The 20287-nt window shown below is 38.6% G+C and carries 14 protein-coding genes; 11 read left to right on the plus strand and 3 right to left on the minus strand.

The genetic code is table 11. From position 1 onward, the window contains the following. From PQ461_RS04025 to PQ461_RS04035, 3 genes are read left to right on the plus strand one after another with little or no spacing between them, the layout of a single operon-like run. Window positions 1-1740, plus strand: a complete 1740-nt coding sequence (locus tag PQ461_RS04025; protein WP_274208357.1) for an ABC transporter ATP-binding protein — start codon at window positions 1-3, stop codon at window positions 1738-1740. 33 nt (window positions 1741-1773) lie between these two features. Beyond that, a complete protein-coding gene (locus tag PQ461_RS04030; protein ID WP_274208358.1) occupies window positions 1774-3456 on the plus strand; it encodes a DUF6734 family protein in 1683 nt (560 codons plus the stop codon). Between the two features lie 7 nt (window positions 3457-3463). Further along, entirely contained in the window at window positions 3464-5062 is a 1599-nt protein-coding gene (locus PQ461_RS04035) for a tryptophan halogenase family protein (protein ID WP_274208359.1), read from the plus strand. 87 nt (window positions 5063-5149) lie between these two features. On the opposite strand, the gene PQ461_RS04040 is transcribed toward PQ461_RS04035, so the two are convergent. Further along, window positions 5150-6439, minus strand: a complete 1290-nt coding sequence (locus PQ461_RS04040) for a glycosyltransferase family 25 protein (RefSeq protein WP_274208360.1) — start codon at window positions 6437-6439, stop codon at window positions 5150-5152. Between the two features lie 275 nt (window positions 6440-6714). On the opposite strand from PQ461_RS04040, the gene PQ461_RS04045 reads away from it, so the two are divergent. From PQ461_RS04045 to porN, 8 genes are all read left to right on the plus strand, one after another. Continuing rightward, the gene (locus PQ461_RS04045) at window positions 6715-7737 is read left to right on the plus strand and encodes an aldo/keto reductase (protein WP_274208361.1); all 1023 of its coding nucleotides are present in this window, start codon (window positions 6715-6717) and stop codon (window positions 7735-7737) included. Between the two features lie 63 nt (window positions 7738-7800). Beyond that, window positions 7801-9165, plus strand: coding sequence for a glycosyltransferase family 32 protein (locus tag PQ461_RS04050; RefSeq protein ID WP_274208362.1), 1365 nt, complete (start codon window positions 7801-7803; stop codon window positions 9163-9165). Window positions 9166-9387: 222 nt separating this feature from the next. Then, window positions 9388-10371, plus strand: a complete 984-nt coding sequence (locus PQ461_RS04055) for a DUF4271 domain-containing protein (protein ID WP_274208363.1) — start codon at window positions 9388-9390, stop codon at window positions 10369-10371. Between the two features lie 16 nt (window positions 10372-10387). Further along, window positions 10388-11146 (plus strand): uroporphyrinogen-III synthase, encoded by a 759-nt coding sequence (locus PQ461_RS04060; protein ID WP_274208364.1) that lies wholly within the window; start codon window positions 10388-10390, stop codon window positions 11144-11146. A gap of 226 nt (window positions 11147-11372) precedes the next feature. Then, the gene (gene porK / locus PQ461_RS04065) at window positions 11373-12686 is read left to right on the plus strand and encodes a T9SS ring complex lipoprotein PorK/GldK (protein ID WP_274208365.1); all 1314 of its coding nucleotides are present in this window, start codon (window positions 11373-11375) and stop codon (window positions 12684-12686) included. Between the two features lie 47 nt (window positions 12687-12733). Further along, window positions 12734-13531 (plus strand): type IX secretion system motor protein PorL/GldL, encoded by a 798-nt coding sequence (gene porL, locus PQ461_RS04070; RefSeq protein WP_274208366.1) that lies wholly within the window; start codon window positions 12734-12736, stop codon window positions 13529-13531. A 44-nt stretch (window positions 13532-13575) separates the two neighbouring features. Continuing rightward, the gene (porM, locus tag PQ461_RS04075; protein WP_274208367.1) at window positions 13576-15108 is read left to right on the plus strand and encodes a type IX secretion system motor protein PorM/GldM; all 1533 of its coding nucleotides are present in this window, start codon (window positions 13576-13578) and stop codon (window positions 15106-15108) included. A gap of 4 nt (window positions 15109-15112) precedes the next feature. Further along, the gene (gene porN, locus PQ461_RS04080; RefSeq protein ID WP_274208368.1) at window positions 15113-16093 is read left to right on the plus strand and encodes a type IX secretion system ring subunit PorN/GldN; all 981 of its coding nucleotides are present in this window, start codon (window positions 15113-15115) and stop codon (window positions 16091-16093) included. A gap of 33 nt (window positions 16094-16126) precedes the next feature. Here the strand turns inward: porN and uvrC are convergent, their stop codons facing one another. Beyond that, on the minus strand, window positions 16127-17935 hold the full coding sequence (gene uvrC / locus PQ461_RS04085; RefSeq protein ID WP_274208369.1) for an excinuclease ABC subunit UvrC: 1809 nt from the start codon (window positions 17933-17935) through the stop codon (window positions 16127-16129). 105 nt (window positions 17936-18040) lie between these two features. Next, a complete protein-coding gene (locus PQ461_RS04090) occupies window positions 18041-20287 on the minus strand; it encodes a penicillin-binding protein 1A (protein ID WP_274208370.1) in 2247 nt (748 codons plus the stop codon).

Below are 20287 nucleotides of genomic sequence, written 5' to 3' on the forward strand. Positions count from 1 at the left end.
ATGGAAAGAAAAACAATCAGAATATTCTTGTCATATCTATACCCATACTGGTATAAGGAAGTTGGATTGTTTTTATTAATAATAGGCGGAACTGCGGCAAGTTTGGCTTCGCCTTATTGCTTGAAAATTATTATTGATAAGGTAATTCCGCAAAAGGATTATCGGTCGTTGATACTTATTCTCTTAGGGTTAGTATTTGTATATATTATCAGGCTTAGCATGAGCTGCTGTTCAGATTATTTAAATACCTGGCTTAGTAATCGGATAGTAAATGATATTAAAATCACATTATTTAAAAATTTAATTAATAAGCCATATGCCTATTTTGATGAGAATAAACCGGGTGATATAGTTCAGAAAGTAAATAATGAGATACATAAAGTTCAGTACTTTCTAACCAATAGCCTCATCCGGCTTTTAAATAATGTTTTCTCAATTATAGGCATATCTGTAATGTTATGCATTCTTAACTACAGGCTTTTTTTTGTTTCTATATTGATTTTTCCATTTTCTATTTTCATAAACAGGTATTCAAATAAAAAAGTAAAATACTTCATAGAAAAGTCCTGTAAGAAGGAGGGGGATATATACAGCTTCTACATTGACAGAATCAAAAACATAAAACTTATCAAAGGTTTTAATGCGCTGAACAATGAAATGCGTTTACTTACAACCGAGTTAAACAATATTTTCTCTTTATACCTTAAAACATCTCTCTACTCCTCAATCAGCGGTAATGCAGCAACCTTTTTTGTTGCTTTAGGCCCAATTATAGTGCTGGCTTATGGTGGTCATCTTGTTATTTCAGGGCTGCTGTCAATAGGTTCAGTAGTTGCTTTTATTCAGTATATGAACAGAGTGTATTCTCCATCAAATGATATGGTTTCACTTTATTTAGAATATGTAAAAGCTAAGGTGTCTATGAACAGAATTCAGGATCTGTTAGAGGTAACTGAAAATACGCAAAATCAGCACCATATAACACTCAGTGAAATTGATACCATTTCTTTTAATAATGTAAGCTTTGGTTATGATGAAAACAAAGTTATAGAAGGGTTCAATATAGAACTGAGACGGGGGATGAGGTATGGTTTCGTTGGCTTAAGTGGTTCTGGGAAAAGTACATTGATAAAGTTGCTTGGAAAGTTTTATGATGTAGAAAAAGGGAGTATCATAGTTAATGATAGTTTAAAAATCAATGATATAAGCAATTTTAGTTGGAATGAAAGCGTCACAATTGTTCATCAAGAACCTCTTATTTTAATTGAAACTGTAAAAGATAATCTTTTATATGGTAATCCTGATGCAAGTGAAGATGACCTTTGGAGTGTGCTTAAATTTGTACAGCTTGCAGATTTCATAAAGAAAATGCCTTTACAACTTGATACCTTAATTGGTGAAGGAGGTATTAATCTGTCAGGCGGCCAGTTACAGCAAGTTGCTTTAGCCCGGGCTTTGTTAAAAAAATCTAAAATGTTGATACTCGATGAAGCAACATCGGCAATTGATTCTTTTAAAGAGGATAATATCTTGCGAAATCTTCGCGAACATTTTAATGATAAAATTATCCTGTCAATTAGCCATCGATTGAGCTCCATTAAAGATTTTGATGAAATTATTCTTTTAGAAGATGGTAAAATAGTTGAAAAAGGTGCTCATGATGATTTGTTAAATCTAAAAGGCAGCTATTACTCTTTATTTGAAAGTCAGCTCAATACTGCAAGGGCATCCGTTTATTAACCTTAATGATTTGTATTTACTGCGCTTATAAATATGAAAATTATTCAAACATTGTGGACTAAACCGGGGCTCGACGCAGGCTGGATTGATAAACAATTTCATTTTTTCTCCTGGGCATTAAGCTGTCTTCAATTAAGAAAGTTTTATAATGATGTTGAGCTTTATACCGATCAACTTGGTAAGCATCTTTTGATAGATATTTTTAAACTTCCCTATACGAAGGTGCATTTGACACTTGATGATTTTAATTATTCAAGTAAGCTATGGTCAGCACCTAAGTTATTGTCTTATAGCCTTCAGGAAGACCCTTTTCTTCATGTTGATGGAGACATTTTTATTTTTAGTCCATTCAATAAAAAACGGTTAGATCACGGCCTGGTCTACCAGAACAAGGAGATAGAATCGGGTAGTAATGAATTTTACAAAAAAATATTCCTTGAAGTCCTTGCGCTATCTGAAGATAAGTCCAAACTACCTAAATGGATTCAAAATGCATCTTTAAATAATATTGAAGCATTAAACGCAGGGGTGCTTGGCGGTAATAATATTGCTTATTTTAAAAAACTGGGTGAGCTGGCATTTGACTTTTTTGACAATCACAGTGCTTTAATAAATAATATGCGAAATCCTTCTTATGCAACATTTATTGCTGAACAGGTATTAGCATCGATACTGCTGAAAGAACAGGAAATTGATCACATGGGGTTGTTTACTACAAATTATGTAGTTGGGCCACTTGAAGTATTTGAAAATAATAACAAAGAAGAACGGCTTCAAAATGTGGATGTTCACGCTTTATGGTCATCAGACAACCCAACTCCCTTCACTTATTTTAGTTTAGATCATTTTGGCATATCGCCATTTGGCCGGCAATATGTGCATCTGCTTGGCGCTAACAAAAAAGCGGTATTCTCATGCAGCTTGGCAGCTAAAAGGCTTTTGATCGATTACCCTGAATATTATTACAGGATTAAAGAATATTTTACACATGAGGGTGCTAAAAATAAAAGGCAGTCAAATGTTTTGCAGCCTGCATTTGCAGAAGTTCAAATTGAAGAAGATAATAAATTCAATACACTGAAGCATAAAGTTAATAATCTGAGTTGCAGAAAAATATTTGACCGAACCATCTTTTTGTATGAAACTCTTACAGGTCAATATCTAAAAACTTACAATAATATTGAGTTTTTTATTAGCGATTTTGACAGGATTTTACAAGAGCTTGAAGGGATTGACCGGGCGCGGATAGAGGATGTTTTTAATTTGGAAAAAACAAGATACTACCTTGCAATTAATTCCCCTGATGATGAATACCTCGAATATCTTGAAAATATCGCGGCTGAATCTATAAAAAAAATCTATGATATCTCTCAGCCTGATATAAACAGCTTTAGGTTTGAGGTGAACAAATTTTCAAGAGTTATTTCAACAAAATGGAATTGGGTTGATCACAGATCTTTTAAAAAAGAGAGTGTTCCGGCATGCGCAAAAGAAACGCTGATTTTAATAGATGTTACAACTAAAAGCCTGATAGAACTTGAACTGACAAAATTTAATGAAATTGTTCTGTATGCATTTTCAACAGAAGCTACCTATTCTAAGGCTGTTGATAAAGCTTTGGAAATTGTTGAGCTACAAAACCTCGAAGACTTTCAAATACATTTCTTTCAATGTGTAGTGTACCTAATTACAGCCGGTGTTTTACTTATTAAATAATATTTATATGGAACATGAATATCTTTCGCTATTAAAAAACTTTAAGGAGTCAAAACTTAAGATGGATCAGTATGAGCCATTTTACTGGAATCTGCAACTTGAGGATGATAGATTATATAAGAGTATTGGAATATTAGGCGGGGGGCTTGCCGGTTATCTTACAGCAATTGCTTTTAAGAAATTTTTTAATTTACCCGTTACTGTAATCGAATCAAGTAAGATTCCACCTATTGGTGTTGGCGAAGCCACAACGCCAATTATGCAAGATTACTTATTTGATAGTTTAGGTCTTGATAAAGCAAAATTTTACGACAAAGTAGAGCCTACCTGGAAACTGGGTATCAAGTTTTTTTGGGGACTGCCGGGAGATTACTATTTCAATTATCCCTTTGACGGCAAAGATATTTTATCGGCCATGGTTCATAACCAGGACATAAATCATAGTTCGCTAAATTCAATGATGATGTCAAATGATGCCAGCTTTGTTGCGAAGATTACTGATGGGGAAAAAAGCAAATATCATTCGCTGTCAAAATCATTGAAATATGCTTATCATCTCGACAATAAAAAATTCATTGCTTATTTAAAGGAAGAAGCCATGGACGCAGGCGTGATATTTTTAGATGAAAATATTGCGGACGCAAAAATAAATTCTGAAACTGGTGATATTGAATGTTTGATAAGTGAAGGCGGCCAGCATTTTAAGTTTGATTTTTATATTGATTGTTCAGGATTTAAATCTCAGTTGCTGGAGAAAAAGATGGGGACAGCATATGTGAGCTATAAAAGCAGCCTTTATAATGATAGTGCTATTGTTTCAGAAGTGCCCAACTTCGGGAATATTAAATGCTATACAACGGCAGAATCAATGAATAATGGATGGTGCTGGAACATTCCACTGCGACATGAAGATCACAGGGGATATGTTTTTTCTTCAGATTTTTGCTCAGATGATGAGGCTTATGAAGAGATGTTGCTTAAAAATCCCACAATGAGCAAGGACACAAGAGTTATCCGCTTTAGATCTGGCAGGCATACAGAGTTTATTAAAGGGAATGTTGCCGGAATAGGTAATTCTTATGCTTTTGTAGAGCCATTAGAATCTACAGGTGTGCATATGATTATTGAAGAAATCATTATGCTGTTAAATAACTTCATAAATCTTAAGGGTAACCCCACACTAAGAACTGTTTTAAATAAAAATATGAATGATCATTGGGATTATTTAAGATACTTTTTATCAATACATTTTAAGTTTAACAGAAAATTTGATACTGCCTACTGGAAAGCATGCAGAGATCGGGTTGATTCGTCGGGGTTTGAAACATTTATTAATTTATATAAGGAAATAGGTTTCTTAACTAAGCAGGACACTACTGTGAAAAATGTTATTAAAACGATGGTAAAGGATAACCTGTTTGATTTATATGGCATTGATCATATATTGCTTGGGCAAGGAATATTACCTAAAGATTTGCATAAAATTCAGCTTGATAACAAAAAGGAATGGGATAGAACAGTGGAAGATTGGAATCAGATCATTAAATACTTAGTGCCTTTAAAAGATGATCTGGAGATACTGCTTGAGCATCAGGATTTAATATAAAATATAATTAAATTTATTGGGAGGCACATTTAAGTGGGTCTGTAATTAAAAGCGCTGAAATTAAGACGAATTTCAGCGCTTTTAAATTTATAATCTTTCATAGGCTGCTTTTGCTGCATACAATCTTTTCAATCGTGCATTTTCACGGGCAAATGACTGTGTAAGCAGTTCCTTATCTTCATTATTTTGCTGTGTTACATCAGAGTATCCGAAGTGCTTTTGGGTTGAAATAAATGGATAAAAAACCATTTTATTATTAAGTAAATAAGAAAGCATCGAATCTGCGGTAACTGAATCATCAAAGGGTTGGTTTATGATCTTTTCGAATACAGATTTAAATATGATTATAAACTGAGTGCAAAAAGAGGTGTCTACCCACACGCGCTCATCAGTAATTGGAACAGCCATATGAAATTCACATATGCCACCAGCAAGCATTTCCGCTTTCTGATGCTGCGCTTCCATAATATTTCTTACTAAAAGTGATTTTGAATAATGGGCTGTAAATTCATGGTCATCTTCACAGATAAGTATATATTCATGGCCGGCAACAATTGCTTTTTTAATTATTTGACGCATGCTTTCCCACAATCCAACTGCCCCAATGCGATGTTTGAAGGCCTCGACTATTTGAATGTCGAACTCGTTTCTACCATGAAACTGATCTTTTATGTGTGCAAGTCTGTCAGTTCTTTCAGCAAGATTGATAATGTAAGTAGGAATAGATACATCGTTATAAGTATTTTCATTCAAATGAAACATTCTGTGGTCAAGCCTTTTGTAAAAGATTGAAACTGAATCTAATATTTTAACCTGCGCTGAACAGTCATCTGATAATTTGCTGCCTGGATCTATCGGCGAACTTTCATTAGTTGCCTTTTTTTGAATGGATAAAAATGGATAAATAAAAAATTTAGCATTTGTATAAGGCAAAACTTTGCTTTCGTTTTCCAAAATGCTTTTATAATATGATTTAAAAAGAAGTACAAAGCGAAGCCCGGTGAAATCCTCTACCCAAAAAAGGGTTTCAGAAATTCTGACAGCACTCCAAAACAAGTTTATACCGCCACATAAAATATCAGCATTTAGTTCTTTTGCATTTTTAATAGCTTCAAATAATATTTCCGTTGAATACTTATCAGAGAATTGATGCTCATTGTTACAAATCAAAATATATTCTTCATCACTTTTTACAGCCAGCCTGACAATTTCCTTAACGGTGTTCTTTAGGCTGATTATCTTATTATCATGAGGTATGCGTGAAATAATATTTAAAGAAAACTCTTCGTGACCGGCAAATGTAGCTGATACACTTCCAGTTTCAGGTTGATCATCAGGTGTAATAATGTAGGTTGTAATACGGTTAGGCTTGTTCAAGGTAATATAATTTAATAGTTAATGCGGCTTGTAACCTGAGCGTAATTAAGCATGTTTTGCTAATAATTAACACTTATGTTACTTATGGACATAATTAAAGATACAATATTATACGATTAGTGTAAAAAGGCAAGAGTGAATAATGTATCAAATTACGAAATGCTTTAATAACTAATATTTAACTTGTGTAATGTTGGTTAATAATACTTTCAGGCTGTTTTGCAAACAGAGCGCATTTTATCTATCTTGTAATACAACTAACAATAAGCCAGTTTATGGAATACAGGCAACTGGGCGCATCAGGATTAAATGTTTCTGTGCTAAGCTTCGGGACTGCTACCTTTGGTGGAGGCAACAATTTTTTTAAAGCTTGGGGTGATACCAATTTACAAGATGCTAAGAGATTAATTAATATTTGTCTGGATGCCGGTGTTAACCTTTTTGATACTGCGAATAGTTATTCAAATGGTATTTCAGAAGAGATCTTAGGTAAAGCATTAGGAAATTTACGCCACAAGTCATTAATATCTACTAAAGTATTTGAAGCAACCGGCGATGGCCCTAATGACAATGGCGCATCTCGTTTTCACATCATAGAAGCCTGTAATGCCAGTTTGAAAAGATTGAATACTGATCATATTGATATCTATCACCTGCACAATATGGATGGCAGTACACCTGTTGAGGAAACGCTTAGAGCTTTAGATGATTTGGTCACAAGTGGTAAAGTGCGTTATATTGCCTGTTCCAATTTTCCCGGTTGGCACTTAATGAAATCATTGGCCGTATCTAAAACCTACGGTTGGAGCAGGTATATAGGCCAGCAGGCATATTATTCACTTTTGAGCCGGGAGTTTGAGTGGGAATTAATGCCTTTGGGCATTGACCAAAATGTTGGCACAATGGTTTGGAGCCCGCTATCAGGCGGACTCTTGAGCGGAAAGTTCAGAAAAGGTGAACCACCACCACAAGATTCGAGATTGTGTCAAGGCGGGCAATTTGGGCCGCCGGTAGATTCAAGACGTTTGTTTCAAATTATTGATGCTTTAGATGCCGTTGCTGAAGAGGTAAATAAAACTGTTGCCCAAGTGGCACTAAACTGGTTGCTTCAAAGGCCAACAGTAAGCAGCATAGTAATAGGAGCAAGAAATGAGCAGCAATTAATAGAAAACTTAGGTGTGTTAGGATGGAATTTAACTGTAAATCAAATTAAATTTCTTGACTCTGCCAGCAAGGTAACACCCATATATCCTTATTGGCACAACCGGCAGGATACACTACCCAAATTCTATAAGTAGCAATCCTTCAGTTTTTGTCCAATCATATTCACAATAATATTAATACCATAAAACCTCCTTATCATGAAAGCCGAACTTACCATTCTTATTGTCTGGTTTGAAGAAACCAATCCCGATAAAATTGCATGCTTCGAAGAAAACCGGAAAAGTTTAATCGAGTACAATCCCGGAGTAAACGTAATTACTATTATGAACCCGTTTGATAATCTACGGGAAGCTTGGTTAAGTACTGATTTGGCTATATACTTATGGTACAAAGAAAACTGTGATAACTTACAATCTGAGAGGTATTTATTATTGGAATGGGATTGTTGGTGCAATATGAATTTAAAGGAATATTATAAGCATGTTTGGGATTGTGACGTTGTAGCCTCATCAGTTGTATACCCTGAGAGAGATGACTGGCCCTGGTTCAATAGCATAATTAATTTACCTGTTAAGGCAAGGATGTTTGCCACAGGAGTAGTTCCGTTTTGCGGCATTCTGGTCTCTGAAAAAGCCATGAAAGCAATTTGTGAAGAAATTATAAAACCAATATACAGAGGAATGATTGGTGAACTTAGGTTTGGCACTATTGCTGCTATGCTCGGCTTTGATCCGGTTCCAAATCCGGTTTGTAGCAGAACTATCACCTGGAAATTGCCAGTTCCGTTCAGTAATATTCATAAGGGCTTGCATCATCCACGTAAAACGCTATCGTCACCTTATATAATTGATACAATTGAGGGGTTATTGAACCTTGATAAACATAAAATTCCTAAAATAATTCATCAAACATGGAAAGATAATTCTCCGCCGGATTATTTGCGTTCACTTTCTGAAACCTGGAAAGTATTTCATCAGGATTGGACATATATTTTATGGACGGATGCAATGAACCATGAGTTTATTAAAAGATATTTTCCTGCATTTTTATTGCAGTTTGAATCCTATCCATATGATATACAGCGAGTAGACGCTGTGAGATATTTTATATTATATAAAATAGGCGGCCTTTTTATTGATATAGATTTTGAATGTTTTGAAAGTATCTATCCGCTTATAAACGATGCTGAATGCGTATTTTCTTTAGAACCAATTGAGCATTGTGAACAATATAATAAGGAGAAAATTATAGGCACCGCTTTCATGGCTTGTGCACCAGGAAACAATTTCTTCAAAGTAGTTTGCAATTCATTATTGGCTGATTACGCCTGGGGGCATAAAACTTTTAGTTACATTTTATCCACCACAGGTGCCTTTGCTCTAACAGACATGTACGATAAATATGAAAGAAAAGAAGAAGTTAAGCTTTTGCCGTCGGATATTGTTTATCCATTTACAGCTGATGAAGCGCAATTAGTAGCCGCAGGTACACTTACTGATGAACTTCAGGAAAAAATTCAGGATGCTTATGCTGTTCATCATTTTTTAAGGCAATGGAATTAATTCTAATCGTGTTAATTAGCATTGAATAAATGTTGTTTACTGATAGAGAATAAGGTGAATATTATAGGTTGGAATTTTAATGTCATGACGATTTAAGGGATAAACAATATGCTGTCCACTGGGGCAAACAGGTCGTAAATATTTACACCGTTTATAAGCAGTTTCATCATCACTACGTTAATAAACAGATTATTCGATTAAATTTGTGGGCTAATTGCTTTTATGCGCGCGATACTTTTATTGTTATTATTAATTGGTTTATATCTGCCTGGCTTTTCGCAAGAGCTGGATAGCACCGATTATAAGCCAGATACAGTAGTAGTGCATCGCCGCCCGCCGCCTACTGCAGCGCAGTTGCTGCTTGATTCGGTGGCCAATGCTCAAAAAATGCGTTCAGTATACATTGCCGACTCTATTGCAAAGCAGTATATTAAAGCGCCCAACCCTAACCGGCCCAACAAGTTTGTAGACCTGATGCTGAAAACGCAGGTTTATCATGGTAACTTTATGCAAATGCCTTCTTCGCAGCGCAGTATATTACGCGAAGGGCATTACCGCCGTAAACGCGACCCGCAGATTATCATCATCATTATTGCACTGATAACCTATTCGGCTTTGCTTAATCGTGCAGTAAGTAAAGATATTTTTAATGTAATGCAGGCATTTTATGACAAGCGGATCCTGTCGCAATTAAGTAAGGAGGATGCGCTGCTAAGTTCATGGTCGTTTGTAGGAATGTTTTTGTTATTCGGGCTTACCTTTGGGCTGTTTTTGTACCAGGTATCCGCTTTTTACGAGATATTTTACGCAATAAGCGGTATCAGGTTGTTTCTGTTCTTAACCTTATTGATCATTATATTATTTGCTGTTAAACTATTAATATTAAGGTTTATAGGTTTTGTATTTAATATAGGCAAAGTGGTAGGCGAGTATATTACCACGCTTTATCTTACTTATTTTAATATAGCTTTTGTCTTTTTACCGGTATCGGTTTGTTTCAGTTTGCTTGCCGCCAAATACATCCCGTATATGTTAACCGTTGCCCTGCTAATTGCAGCCATTATTTTTATATGGCAGTACCTGCGCAGCAGCATTAGCATTATTTCTAACTTTCAATTTCCTAAATTTTATTTATTTATCTATCTTTGTGCCCTCGAAATTTGCCCAATTTTAATATTGTTAAAGGCACTGAATATTAGGACATAGGAGTTAGCTAAACACATTGGAAGACAGAAAGAAAAAGGTAAAAAGTATCTTAGTTACTTTGCCAAAACCGGAGAACGACAAGAACCCGTACGCTGAGCTTGCAAAAAAGCATAGTCTGAAAATCGACTTCCGCTCTTTTATCCACGTAGAGGGTGTGCCTGCAAAAGATTTTCGTAAAGAAAAGATTAACCTGGCTGATTTTACTGCTGTGATTTTTACCAGCCGCAACTCGGCCGATCACTTTTTCCGCATTTGTGAAGAAATGCGTTTTGAAGTACCGGTTGACATGAAATATTTCTGTTTGTCAGAAACTATTGCGTTGTATCTCCAAAAATATATTCAATACCGTAAGCGCAAGATCTTTTTTGGTAAACAAACTGCGGCAGACCTTGCCGAAGTGCTTAAAAAGCATTCGGGCGAACGTTTCCTATACCCTTGCTCTGATGTTGCGGCCGAAGAAACGCAGAAGTTCCTGCTTGATAATGGCTACAATTTCACCCCTGCTGTTTTATTCCGCACGGTATGCAGTGATCTGTCTGACCTGGCCGAGGTGTTTTATGATGTAATTGCTTTCTTTAGCCCAAGCAGCGTACAGTCCCTGTTTAAAAACTTTCCTGATTTTAAACAGAACAATACCCGTTTGGCAGCTTTTGGTGCCACTACCCATAAGGCTATACTTGATGCAGGTTTGATACTGGATATTCCGGCGCCTACTCCAAGTGCGCCTTCAATGACCATGGCTATTGAACAGTACGTTAAGCAGGTAAATAAATAAATATAATTTTCGCATAACCCTTTCTTACATTTTGCCGTAAAAGGTGTTGTTTGTAAGTAACTGCGCTTATTTTTACACAATTTTCAGTTTACTATTTCAAAAATTGAAAAATTTGTTGCTTAAAGGTTGAGCTGTTGTTTCTTATTGAAAAGTTTTTGTACTTTAGATACCGAAAATCATTACTTTTTTAAGTAAAAAATTGATATTAAGTACCTCATAAAAACGAATGAAAAAGATATACTATTTGTTTAGTTTACTTGCAGTTGGAGTTTTAAGTAGTTGTAGCCGTAGTGGGGACCGTGGTGAAGTAAGAGGGGTAGCGCAAAAATCTTTCCGTGCCGAAGTTCCATACGGTATGGTTTATATACCGGGAGGGTCTTTTTTAATGGGCCAGACCGATCAGGATGTTACTTTTGCACAGATCGCACAGAACAAACAGGTAACTATTGCCCCATTTTTCATGGACCAGACAGAGCTTACCAACAGCCAGTATAAGCAGTTTGTAAACTGGGTACGCGATTCAATTGCTATTACCAATTATATCAATGATGATAAGTATTACCTTAAACCAAAGGGTAATGACAATGCAAATAACAATGGCCGTAAGATCATTAACTGGGATTATGTAAGGACCCATCCTGTTTTTGCTTCTGGCAAAGGCAAAAATGATAATTCACAAAAGCTTCAGGGGATTTATTATCAGGGCGACGATCGTATTTTTGACCGTAACGAGGTTGACGTACGTTTATTAAAGTATAACTATGCCTTAATGGTGTTGCGTGATGCGGCAGATCATCATAACGATAAAACCAAAAAACGTTCGGATTTCATTTTCCGCGATACCGTACCTGTTTATCCTGACACTTTAGTTTGGCTTGAAGATTTTGCTTATGCTGCAAACGAGCCAATGGTGCAAAGCTATTTCTCACACCCAGCTTTCAGAAATTACCCGGTAGTGGGTGTAAACTGGCGCCAGGCACGCGCATTTACTGTGTGGCGCACCCGTTACAACGAATCATATAAAGATGCACACAGATTGCCTCACCGTGCACCATATAACCTGCCTGATGAAGCGCAATTTGAATATGCGGCACGCGGTGGCAGAATTGGTACCGATTACCCTTGGGGCGGCCCTTACATTAAAAATGCAAAAGGCTGTTTGCTGGCTAATTTTAAGCCGGGCCGTGGTAATTACACCGATGACGGTGGAGCTTATACGGTAAACGTACGTTCTTACTTTCCGAATGATTACGGCCTTTACAATATGGCTGGTAACGTAGCTGAGTGGACCTCATCTGCCTATGACGAGTCAGCATCATCATTTGTACATGATATGCAGCCAAGTTATGTATACGAGGCAAAAGCAACTGATCCCGAAGTGATGAAACGTAAAGTGGTAAGAGGCGGTTCATGGAAAGATGTAGGTTACTTCCTTCAAAATTCAACCCGCACTTATGAATACCAGGATAGTGCTAAATCTTATATCGGGTTTAGGTGCGTGACCAATTTTATGGGACGCGATATACGTGATAAACGCTAACTAAAGATTCTATCTATACTAACTCTTAAAAATCTACAAAGTAATTTATGGCTCTTACTAAAAAGAAACCTTACGGCATCAGCAACGTAGTTTCATGGGGTGCAACTATTGTAATCATTGGTTTGATGATGAAGATCCTTCATAAACCAGGAGGCGAATATTGGATCACTGCAGGTTTAACTACCGAAGCTATTTTGTTTTTTATTTTGGGTTTTCAACGCGAAAACGAAGAAGTGGACTGGACAAAGGCTTATCCTGAATTAGATCCCGCTTATACTGGCGGACCAGTTGTACGTTCACAGCCGCAGCAGGTTTCAACCGGCCATACCGCGGCATTAGATAAGATGCTTGCTGATGCCAACATCAGCCCTGATCTGATCGGTAAATTAGGCGACGGCCTTAGAACTTTTGGTGATAAGGTTGCTAACATTTCTACCGTTGCTGATGCAGGCGCTGCTACTAACGAGTTTGCAAGCAAATTAAAATCAGCAGGCGCAAGCTATGATAACCTGAGTGCTGCTTTTGCTAAAGCTACTGCTAACATCAACGAAATGGCAAGCACCAATGTTGATTCAAAAGCTTACCATGAGCAGGTAAATAACCTGGCTAAAAATCTTTCTGCATTAAATGCAGTATATGAGCTTGAGTTGCAAGATTCAAGCGCACATCTGAAGGCCATGAATAAATTTTATTCAAGCTTGTCTTCAACCATGCAAAACTTTAATGAGTCATTAGACGACAGCAAACAGTTTAAAGAAGAAGTGGGCCGTTTATCTAAAAACCTTGCTTCATTAAATGCGATCTATGGTAACATGCTATCAGCAATGAACCAGCCGCGTGCTTAATTAACTGAATTGTTTACTGATCAATTTAAATTAAGATATAAATAATGGCTGGAGGTAAAGAAACCCCAAGGCAGCGAATGATGGGTATCCTGTACCTGGTATTGTTAGGCTTAGTGGCCTTACAAATACCGGATAGTTTACTGGATGCCTTTAAAAATATCACAGACAGTCTTTCGCAATCAAAATCAAATGTGCAGAACGGCATTGCTAACACATTTGAAGCCTTCGAAAAAACTAAGTTAAAGGATGAGCCTGAAAGGGCAAAAGAGCCTTATGCTAAAGCAAAACAGGCAAGCCAGATTGCTGACGACTTTAATAATTACGTTGAAAAAATCAAGAACGATCTGATTACTGAAACAGGCGGTATTGACGAACAAACGCATGACTACAAAGGCCGGGCAGATCAGGACGTGTCAGCACGTGAGTTGGTTGGCAAGAAAGTAGCCACTCAGCTTCGTAAAAAAGTTGATGTTACCCGCGAAGCTTTAATCAATTTGCTTGATGCTAAAGATAAAACAACCACTAACGTAGCGCTTGCTGTACAGGACCCGCCTAAAAGCGGTATTGCCAGCAAAAGCTGGGAAGAAGCTACTTTTGGCGAAGGTATCCCGATGGGCGCTTCTATTACTGCTTTAACAAAATTACAGGCTGATGCTCGCAATGCAGAAAGCGAAGTTGTAAAACGTATTTTAGGTAAAGTAGACCAGGCACAGGTTAATTTGGATAAATTTAGTGCTGTTGCTGTGGCGCCAAGCAGCTATGTTATCGCTGGTCAGCCTTACACTGCACAGGTTTTCTTAACCGCGTATGATTCTAAATCTAATCCGTCCATTTCGGTTAATGGTTCGTCATTACCAGTTAAAGAAGGACAAGGTTTATATTCTGTTGGTACAGGAAAAGAAGGCGTATATACATGGATCGGTCAGATTACCGTTAAACAAGCTGACGGTACCACTAAAACATATCATACTTCGCCTCAAACTTATCAGGTAGCTAAGCCATCGGCTGTGGTATCGCCTGATAAAATGAATGTGCTTTACATTGGTGTACCAAATCCTATATCAGTTTCGGCACCGGGTATTGCTAAAGAGAAATTAAAAGTATCTATTTCAGGAGGATCGTTAAGCGGTTCAGGAGGGCACTATACGGCTAACGTAAGTTCTGCAGGTACAGCTAAAGTAACTGTATCGGGTGAGCTTGCACCAGGTAAAACACAGGTTTTAGGTACTACGGAGTTCCGTGTTAAACGTATCCCCGATCCTAAAGCACAGTTTGCAGGTAAAAGCAGTGGTTCTGTTGCTGCAGGTAACCTAAAGGCACAGGACAAGGTTTTTGCAAGACTTGAGAATTTTGATTTCGACGCTAAATTTAATGTAACCCACTTTAGTATGTGGGTATTTAAACCGCGTCAGGACCCTATTCAGTTGACAACCTCAGGATCAGAGCTGAGCAGTGCTATGCGTTCGGCATTGGCATCAATTGGCCCGGGTACCAAAGTATTTTTTACAAATATTGTAGCTGTAGGCCCCGATGGCACACAGCGCGGACTTGATGATATTGTACTAAGCGCAAATTAAGCATATGAAGAAGATTATAGTTGTTGTTTTTTGCTTGTTGGCTGTAAGTAGTTCTTTTGCACAAAAGAAAAAACGTACCACCACAAAAAGGCGTACCCCCGCTAAGAAAACTGCACCTGCAAGCGTGCAGCCGCAAAATGTAGCCGCCCAAAGTACTACCATGAGTACGCAGCCAATGGCAGATACTTCAAAAAAGGCTGCAATGAAACCTTTTGAACGCCCACTCGACGGTTATTTCAAAAAGACGAATATCATCAACGCAAGAGTTGCCCCTATGGCCAACCTTCGCGAATCTGATGTGATGTTTGAGAAACGTGTTTGGCGCGAAGTGGATACCCGCGAAAAAATGAACAGGTATATGTCTTCTCCTAAGGCAGCGCTGATTACTATTTTAGTTGATGCTATTGCCAACGGCGAATTAACAGCTTACGACCCGACCCCAACAAAAGATGACATAAACGGAGATGCTTTCGGTCATCCGCTTACTCCAGGCCAGGCTAAAGCCCGTTTGGCTGATAGCGTTGTAATTGATAAAATTGATAAAAACACAGGCGAGAAAGTTGGTTCTGCATTGCAGGCCGGCGAGTTTAATCCGGATAGCGTTGTGAAGTTCCGTATTAAAGAAGACTGGATTTTCGACAAACAGCGTTCAGTATTTGAACCACGCATCATCGGTATTGCACCAATGATGAAACCAAAAGTTGGTGGCGCTGATGCAGATTATATTCCAATCTTCTGGGTGTATTTCCCTGAAGCACGCCAGGTGTTAGCTACTAAGGAAGTTGTAAACCGTAACAACGATGCAACCGGCTTAAGCTACGACGACGTGTTTATGAAACGTCTTTTCTCAAGCTACATCGTTAAGGTGTCTAACGAGAAAGACGAACGTATTAAAGACTACGCTCAAGGTATTGATAAACTTTACGAGTCTGAAAGAGTGAAGAAGTCCCTGATGGATTGGGAGCTTAACTTATGGCAGTACTAAGAGATAAGTAACAATATTAAATACCCCGGAAGCTTAGCTTGCCGGGGTATTTTTTTGCGCAAAATATTGGTGAACCGCATTGGCCTGCTTAAGATTTACTACTTCCTGCAATTCGCTGAGCGATGCTTCGCGGATCTTTTTAACAGACTTGAAATATTTTAAGAGCTTCTCTGAGGTTGTTTTGCCGATACCCGCTATCAGTTCAAGCTCGGTTACTAATGTGCCTTTATCGCGTTTTTTACGGTGAGCTGTAATACCAAAGCGGTGTGCCTCATCACGTAATTGCTGGATGATTTTCAGCGTTTCTGATTTCTTATCTAAATAGAGCGGATACTGGTCGCCCGGATAGTAAAGCTCTTCCAAGCGTTTGGCAATGCCAATAACGGTTACCTGCTTATCAATACCTAACAGGCGTAAGCTTTTTAATGCTGAAGACAGTTGCCCTTTGCCACCGTCAATAATAATTAACTGCGGCAAATCCTGTCCTTCTTCTAACATACGGCGGTAGCGGCGGTGTACCGCTTCTTCCATGGTGGCAAAATCATTAGGGCCTTCTACGGTTTTAACATTGAAAAAGCGGTAATCCTTTTTTGATGGCTTGGCATCCCTGAACACCACTATAGCCGAAACCGGGTACTTACCTTGGAAGTTAGAGTTATCAAAACACTCGATGTGTTTAGGAAGCTGGTTCATGCGCAGGTCTTTCATCATCTGCGTAAGCAAGCGTTCTGTCTTCACATCCGGGTTCAGCTTTTCGTACTGTTCTATCTTTTCTCTTTTGAAGAAGGAAACGTTCTTGGCAGATAGATCAAGCAGTTTCTTTTTCTCTCCTAATTTGGGGACGGTAAACCTGATTGATGAATCTTCCAGGTCAATATCAAACGGAACAATGATCTCTTTGGATGTGCTGTTGTAGCGGCTCCTGAATTCGGTGATGGCGAGGGTAAGCAGTTCTTCGTCGCTTTCATCAAGGCGTTTCTTTAACTCAATGGTTTGCGTTTGGATAATGGTGCCATTCATTACCTTCAGGTAATTTACAAAGGCATATTTTTCCTCTGAAGCTATACTGAACACATCCACTTCGGTGATGGAAGAATTAACCACTGTTGATTTGCTCTGGTAGTTCTCTAAAAGGTCGAACTTTCGTTTCAACTTATGCGCCAGTTCAAAATCAAGGTTCATGGCCGCTTGATCCATCTCTGCTTTAAGGCTTTTGATTACCGCGCCGGTTTTGCCGTTGAGTATATCCTTAATCTCGTCCAGATTATGTTCATAATCTTCCAACGACTGGTAGTTCTGGCAAGGGCCTTTGCAATTGCCTAACTGATATTCGAGGCAAACTTTGAACTTACCTGCGTCGATATTTTGTTTAGTTAACGCAAGATTACAAGTGCGCAGGGGATAAGTTTCCCTTATCAGACCCAAAATGGTGTGCATCATACTTACAGATGCATAAGGGCCAAGGTATTTAGAACCGTCTTTTACAATACGGCGTGTCCAGAATATGCGTGGAAAAGGCTCGTTTTTGATGATAATCCAGGGATAGGTCTTATCATCTTTCAGCATCACGTTGTAACGTGGCTGATGCTTTTTGATCATGCTGTTTTCCAGCAGCCAGGCATCGACCTCGGTATCAACAATGGTAAAAGTGATCTTTCGTATTTTAGATACTAAAACCCTTGTTTTAGCATTTACATTAAGATCCTTAACAAAGTAAGACGATACGCGGTTGCGCAGATCTTTCGCTTTGCCAATATAGATCAGCTCGTTGTTTTCATCCCAATATTGGTAAACACCGGGCTTGTGTGGTATTTGTTTTAACGCTTCCCTGTAATCAAACATTGCCTCTTCCAACCCTCTCCAGAAGAGAGGGCTTTAAATAAAACTCGGATAAGATAGTTGTGTTCATGAAAATTTCAATTCACAGCCTTTATTAATAAGGGCATCCTAAAATCCTAATTTTTTATCCACCTCATCTGTTCCCTGCTGTTGCTGGTTATACTGGTTACAATCAAGCACTGTAGTTACACCGTTTGCAGGCGGCGCAAAATCAATGTTCTTTTTGTAACCCAGACCAGTGTTAGCATAAATCTTTTTCATGTATATCGCAAAGATGGGTAACGCCGTATTGGCACCTTCACCCAAACGTGTACTGCGGAAATGTATGTCACGATCTTCGCAGCCAGTCCATACACCGGTTACCAGTTGTGGTGTAATACCAATAAACCAACCGTCCGAGTTATCATTTGTTGTACCTGTTTTACCACCTATCGGGTTATGTAAGCCGTACTTGTAACCCATACGCGCACCTGTACCTTCCTGTACTACACCTTTTAACATGTAGGTCATTACATAAGCAGCTTGTTCTTCCATAGCCTGTACAACACGCGGTTTGTTTTCGTAAAGTACGTTGCCATTCTTATCTTCTATACGTAGCAAATATGTCGGTTCTGTCCACAAGCCACGGTTTGCAAATACGCTGTAAGCGCCGGTCATGTCAAATACCGAGGCATTAAACGTACCTAAACAAATAGAAGGTACTTCTGGTACCGGTGAAGTAATACCCATCTTTTTAATCAAGGTAACAACGGGGCCCGGTGTAACTTCTTTCATAATGTGTGCCGTAATCCAGTTCTGTGAATGTGCCAGTGCCGAACGCAGTGTTAGCATCCCCGGAATGGTTTCGCTTGGGGACGAACGCGGGCACCATGGCGGGCTACCCGGAACGGTAATAGTATCAGGCACATTATTAACCTGCATACATGGCGAATAGCCATTTGCTATGGCGACTGCATAAGTAAACGGTTTGGCTGTTGAACCCACCTGGCGTGTACCCATGCGCACCTGGTCATATTTAAAGTGTTTAAAATCTATACCACCTACCCATGCTTTTATATTTCCTGTTGTAGGGTCCATGCTCATTACCGCGTTACGCAAGGTAAACTTGCTGTAAACGATGGAATCAATAGGCCTCATGGTAGTGTCAATTACGCCATGCCATGTAAATAGCTCAAGCGATGCCGGGGTGTTAAAATCCTCACGAATTTCATCATCTGATTTGCCTTGCAGTTTTAATGCACGGTAACGGTCAGAACGTTTCATGCCCTGATCAATCAGCAAATTATAATTCTGAATGGTTTTGCGAAGATTATATCCTTTCCAGTGATCGTTAAATTGAGCTTGCAGCTGTTTCATGTACTCACGCTGAGCTTGCTCGGCGTATTGCTGCATATCGTAATTAATGGTAGTGTAAATCCGAAGTCCGTCACGGTCTAAGTCCCAAGGGGTACCATCAGGTTTGCTGATTGACTTCTCTTCAAATATCTTCTGAATATCTTTCTTTAGCACCTGGCGGAAATAAGTGGCAAGTCCCTCGGTATGATCGGTAGGGTGGAAGTTGATACCAAGTGGCTTGGCTTTATATTCCTCGTACTGGCCATCAGTAATGAAACCTTCTTCCTTCATGCGGTAAAGTACAAAGTTGCGGCCTGTTGTGGCATTGTCCGGGTGTCGTACAGGATTGTATAAACTTGGTGCATTCACCATACGTACCAGCAATGCTGCCTGATCAGGTGTAAGGTCTGATGGTGATTTATGAAAATAAGTATTTGCAGCAGAGCTGATTCCAAAAGTATTATAAGCACCAAAATCCACTGTATTTAAATACATGGTAAGGATCTCTTCTTTAGTATAGTTACGTTCTATACGTACAGCGATGATCCACTCTTGTAATTTTTGAATGATACGTTTAACCGGGTTGTGCGAGCGTTCGCGACCAGAGAACAGGTTAAGCGCTAATTGCTGTGTGATCGTACTGCCACCTTGTTTATGCCCGATCAGGTTATAAAAAACAATAGTGAAAGTACGTCCAAAATCAATACCCGAATGCTGGAAAAAACGGTTATCCTCGGTTGCAACAAGCGCATGGATCACGTTTGGTGAGATCTGGCTGTAGGTTACATTTGAACGGTTCTGCACGTAATATTTTCCAAGTACCTGCTTGTCTTCTGAAAAAATTTCAGAAGCAAGGTTGCTTTTCGGATTTTCCAGGTCGCGGAAAGACGGTAAGGCACCGAATAAGCCAAAATTGATACACAGCAGCAGCAGTACAAAGAAACTGAAGCAGCCAATTATAAAACCCCACAGGTTACGGTTATAGCGTTTAATTTCCTGGGGTGTTAGTTTTACGAACAT

This window comes from Mucilaginibacter sp. KACC 22063 (genome assembly GCF_028736115.1).
Taxonomy (GTDB): domain Bacteria; phylum Bacteroidota; class Bacteroidia; order Sphingobacteriales; family Sphingobacteriaceae; genus Mucilaginibacter.